A 3,671-nucleotide genomic window follows, 5' to 3' on the forward strand; every position below is an offset into this window, starting at 1 on the left:
TACGTATTGCTAAGGTTAAGACTACTTTCTGCCTTTGCGAGAACAGCACCTGCTTACGGTTCACTACTCACGACGATGTTTTTTTTGGTACCTTTTTTTTCACCGGAAAGGACCCGTAAAGTGATAATGATTATCATCTACATATCACAACGTGCGTGGAGGCCATCAAACCACGTCAAATAATCAATTATGACGCAGGTATCGTATTAATTGATCTGCATCAACTTAACGTAAAAACAACTTCAGACAATACAAATCAGCGACACTGAATACGGGGCAACCTCATGTCAACGAAGAACAGAACCCGCAGAACAACAACCCGCAACATCCGCTTTCCTAACCAAATGATTGAACAAATTAACATCGCTCTTGAGCAAAAAGGGTCCGGGAATTTCTCAGCCTGGGTCATTGAAGCCTGCCGTCGGAGACTAACGTCAGAAAAGAGAGCATATACATCAATTAAAAGTGATGAAGAATGAACATCCCGCGTTTTTCCCTCCGAACAGGACGATATTGTAAATTCACTTAATTACGAGGGCATTGCAGTAATTGAGTTGCAGTTTTACCACTTTCCTGACAGTGACAGACTGCGTGTTGGCTCTGTCACAGACTAAATAGTTTGAATGATTAGCAGTTATGGTGATCAGTCAACCACCAGGGAATAATCCTTCATATTATTATCGTGCTTCACCAACGCTGCCTCAATTGCTCTGAATGCTTCCAGAGACACCTTATGTTCTATACATGCAATTACAACATCAGGGTAACTCATAGAAATGGTGCTATTAAGCATATTTTTTACACGAATCAGATCCACGGAGGGATCATCAGCAGATTGTTCTTTATTCATTTTGTCGCTCCATGCGCTTGCTCTTCATCTAGCGGTTAAAATATTACTTCAAATCTTTCTGTATGAAGATTTGAGCACGTTGGCCTTACATACATCTGTCGGTTGTATTTCCCTCCAGAATGCCAGCAGGACCGCACTTTGTTACGCAACCAATACTATTAAGTGAAAACATTCCTAATATTTGACATAAATCATCAACAAAACACAAGGAGGTCAGACCAGATTGAAACGATAAAAACGATAATGCAAACTACGCGCCCTCGTATCACATGGAAGGTTTTACCAATGGCTCAGGTTGCCATTTTTAAAGAAATATTCGATCAAGTGCGAAAAGATTTAGACTGTGAATTGTTTTATTCTGAACTAAAACGTCACAACGTCTCACATTATATTTACTATCTAGCCACAGATAATATTCACATCGTGTTAGAAAACGATAACACCGTGTTAATAAAAGGACTTAAAAAGGTTGTAAATGTTAAATTCTCAAGAAACACGCATCTTATAGAAACGTCCTATGATAGGTTGAAATCAAGAGAAATCACATTTCAGCAATACAGGGAAAATCTTGCTAAAGCAGGAGTTTTCCGATGGGTTACAAATATCCATGAACATAAAAGATATTACTATACCTTTGATAATTCATTACTATTTACTGAGAGCATTCAGAACACTACACAAATCTTTCCACGCTAAATCATAACGTCCGGTTTCTTCCGTGTCAGCACCGGGGCGTTGGCATAATGCAATACGTGTACGCGCTAAACCCTGTGTGCATCGTTTTAATTATTCCCGGACACTCCCGCAGAGAAGTTCCCCGTCAGGGCTGTGGACATAGTTAATCCGGGAATACAATGACGATTCATCGCACCTGACATACATTAATAAATATTAACAATATGAAATTTCAACTCATTGTTTAGGGTTTGTTTAATTTTCTACACATACGATTCTGCGAACTTCAAAAAGCATCGGGAATAACACCATGAAAAAAATGCTACTCGCTACTGCGCTGGCCCTGCTTATTACAGGATGTGCTCAACAGACGTTTACTGTTCAAAACAAACCGGCAGCAGTAGCACCAAAGGAAACCATCACCCATCATTTCTTCGTTTCTGGAATTGGGCAGAAGAAAACTGTCGATGCAGCCAAAATTTGTGGCGGCGCAGAAAATGTTGTTAAAACAGAAACCCAGCAAACATTCGTAAATGGATTGCTCGGTTTTATTACTTTAGGCATTTATACTCCGCTGGAAGCGCGTGTGTATTGCTCACAATAATTGCATGAGTTGCCCATCGATATGGGCAACTCTATCTGCACTGCTCATTAATATACTTCTGGGTTCCTTCCAGTTGTTTTTGCATAGTGATCAGCCTCTCTCTGAGGGTGAAATAATCCCGTTCAGCGGTGTCTGCCAGTCGGGGGGAGGCTGCATTATCCACGCCGGAGGCGGTGGTGGCTTCACGCACTGACTGACAGACTGCTTTGATGTGCAACCGACGACGACCAGCGGCAACATCATCACGCAGAGCATCATTTTCAGCTTTAGCATCAGCTAACTCCTTCGTGTATTTTGCATCGAGCGCAGCAACATCACGCTGACGCATCTGCATGTCAGTAATTGCCGCGTTCGCCAGCTTCAGTTCTCTGGCATTTTTGTCGCGCTGGGCTTTGTAGGTAATGGCGTTATCACGGTAATGATTAACAGCCCATGACAGGCAGACGATGATGCAGATAACCAGAGCGGAGATAATCGCGGTGACTCTGCTCATACATCAATCTCTCTGACCGTTCCGCCCGCTTCTTTGAATTTTGCAATCAGGCTGTCAGCCTTATGCTCGAACTGACCATAACCAGCGCCCGGCAGTGAAGCCCAGATATTGCTGCAACGGTCGATTGCCTGACGGATATCACCACGATCAATCATAGGTAAAGCGCCACGCTCCTTAATCTGCTGCAATGCCACAGCGTCCTGACTTTTCGGAGAGAAGTCTTTCAGGCCAAGCTGCTTGCGGTAGGCATCCCACCAACGGGAAAGAAGCTGGTAGCGTCCGGCGCCTGTTGATTTGAGTTTTGGGTTTAGCGTGACAAGTTTGCGAGGGTGATCGGAGTAATCAGTAAATAGCTCTCCGCCTACAATGACGTCATAACCATGATTTCTGGTTTTCTGACGTCCGTTATCAGTTCCCTCCGACCACGCCAGCATATCGAGGAACGCCTTACGTTGATTATTGATTTCTACCATCTTCTACTCCGGCTTTTTTAGCAGCGAAGCGTTTGATAAGCGAACCAATCGAGTCAGTACCGATGTAGCCGATAAACACGCTCGTTATATAAGCGAGATTGCTACTTAGTCCGGCGAAGTCGAGAAGGTCACGAATGAACTAGGCGATAATGGCGCACATCGTTGCGTCGATTACTGTTTTTGTAAACGCACCGCCATTATATCTGCCGCGAAGGTACGCCATTGCAAACGCAAGGATTGCCCCGATGCCTTGTTCCTTTGCCGCGAGAATGGCGGCCAACAGGTCATGTTTTTCTGGCATCTTCATGTCTTACCCCCAATAAGGGGATTTGCTCTATTTAATTAGGAATAAGGTCGATTACTGATAGAACAAATCCAGGCTACTGTGTTTAGTAATCAGATTTGTTCGTGACCGATATGCACGGGCAAAACGGCAGGAGGTTGTTAGCGCAAAAAAAAAATTCCAAAAAAAAAATTCCAAAAAAAAAAAGCGACTAACAAACACAATCTGATGGCAGGTGCTGTTCTCGCAAAGGCAGAAAGTAGTCTTAACCTTAGCAATACGTAACTGAACGA

At 43.4% G+C, this 3,671-nt stretch carries 6 protein-coding genes and 1 pseudogene; 3 read left to right on the forward strand and 4 right to left on the reverse strand.

The features are described 5' to 3' along the window. Nucleotides 1–284 precede the first annotated feature (284 nt). The gene (locus tag ACTG2S_RS21015; protein WP_001421937.1) at nucleotides 285–479 is read left to right on the forward strand and encodes a YlcI/YnfO family protein; all 195 of its coding nucleotides are present in this window, start codon (nucleotides 285–287) and stop codon (nucleotides 477–479) included. A 164-nt stretch (nucleotides 480–643) separates the two neighbouring features. Here ACTG2S_RS21015 and ybcW read toward each other — a convergent pair whose 3' ends face one another. Beyond that, the gene (gene ybcW, locus ACTG2S_RS21020; protein WP_001031427.1) at nucleotides 644–850 is read right to left on the reverse strand and encodes a protein YbcW; all 207 of its coding nucleotides are present in this window, start codon (nucleotides 848–850) and stop codon (nucleotides 644–646) included. A 285-nt stretch (nucleotides 851–1,135) separates the two neighbouring features. On the opposite strand from ybcW, the gene ACTG2S_RS21025 reads away from it, so the two are divergent. Then, a complete protein-coding gene (locus ACTG2S_RS21025) occupies nucleotides 1,136–1,546 on the forward strand; it encodes a DUF1398 domain-containing protein (RefSeq protein ID WP_012775990.1) in 411 nt (136 codons plus the stop codon). 289 nt (nucleotides 1,547–1,835) lie between these two features. Then, nucleotides 1,836–2,129, forward strand: coding sequence for a serum resistance lipoprotein Bor (gene bor / locus ACTG2S_RS21030; RefSeq protein WP_000738492.1), 294 nt, complete (start codon nucleotides 1,836–1,838; stop codon nucleotides 2,127–2,129). Nucleotides 2,130–2,160: 31 nt separating this feature from the next. Here the strand turns inward: bor and rzpD are convergent, their stop codons facing one another. The 3 genes and pseudogenes from rzpD to ACTG2S_RS21045 form a co-directional block, all read right to left on the reverse strand. Further along, nucleotides 2,161–2,622, reverse strand: coding sequence for a prophage endopeptidase RzpD (gene rzpD / locus ACTG2S_RS21035; RefSeq protein WP_000092275.1), 462 nt, complete (start codon nucleotides 2,620–2,622; stop codon nucleotides 2,161–2,163). Continuing rightward, nucleotides 2,619–3,095 carry a glycoside hydrolase family 24 protein gene (locus ACTG2S_RS21040; protein ID WP_000229403.1) on the reverse strand — a complete coding sequence of 159 codons (477 nt, stop codon included), beginning with the start codon at nucleotides 3,093–3,095 and terminating at the stop codon, nucleotides 2,619–2,621. The genes rzpD and ACTG2S_RS21040 overlap by 4 nt, the downstream gene beginning before the upstream one ends. After that, nucleotides 3,079–3,402: pseudogene (locus tag ACTG2S_RS21045) on the reverse strand (phage holin, lambda family). The gene ACTG2S_RS21040 and the pseudogene ACTG2S_RS21045 overlap by 17 nt, the downstream one beginning before the upstream one ends. Nucleotides 3,403–3,671 lie beyond the last annotated feature (269 nt).

The organism is Aeromonas sp. 82P, assembly GCF_051919365.1.
Classification (GTDB): domain Bacteria; phylum Pseudomonadota; class Gammaproteobacteria; order Enterobacterales; family Aeromonadaceae; genus Aeromonas; species Aeromonas veronii.

Excerpts from the sequence above, each read along its gene's own strand:
- ACTG2S_RS21015 (WP_001421937.1), top strand. The coding sequence starts at position 285 with ATGTCAACGAAGAACAGAACCCGCAGAACAACAACCCGCAACATCCGC.
- ybcW (WP_001031427.1), bottom strand. The coding sequence starts at position 850 with ATGAATAAAGAACAATCTGCTGATGATCCCTCCGTGGATCTGATTCGT.
- ACTG2S_RS21025 (WP_012775990.1), top strand. The coding sequence starts at position 1,136 with ATGGCTCAGGTTGCCATTTTTAAAGAAATATTCGATCAAGTGCGAAAA.
- bor (WP_000738492.1), top strand. The coding sequence starts at position 1,836 with ATGAAAAAAATGCTACTCGCTACTGCGCTGGCCCTGCTTATTACAGGA.
- rzpD (WP_000092275.1), bottom strand. The coding sequence starts at position 2,622 with ATGAGCAGAGTCACCGCGATTATCTCCGCTCTGGTTATCTGCATCATC.
- ACTG2S_RS21040 (WP_000229403.1), bottom strand. The coding sequence starts at position 3,095 with ATGGTAGAAATCAATAATCAACGTAAGGCGTTCCTCGATATGCTGGCG.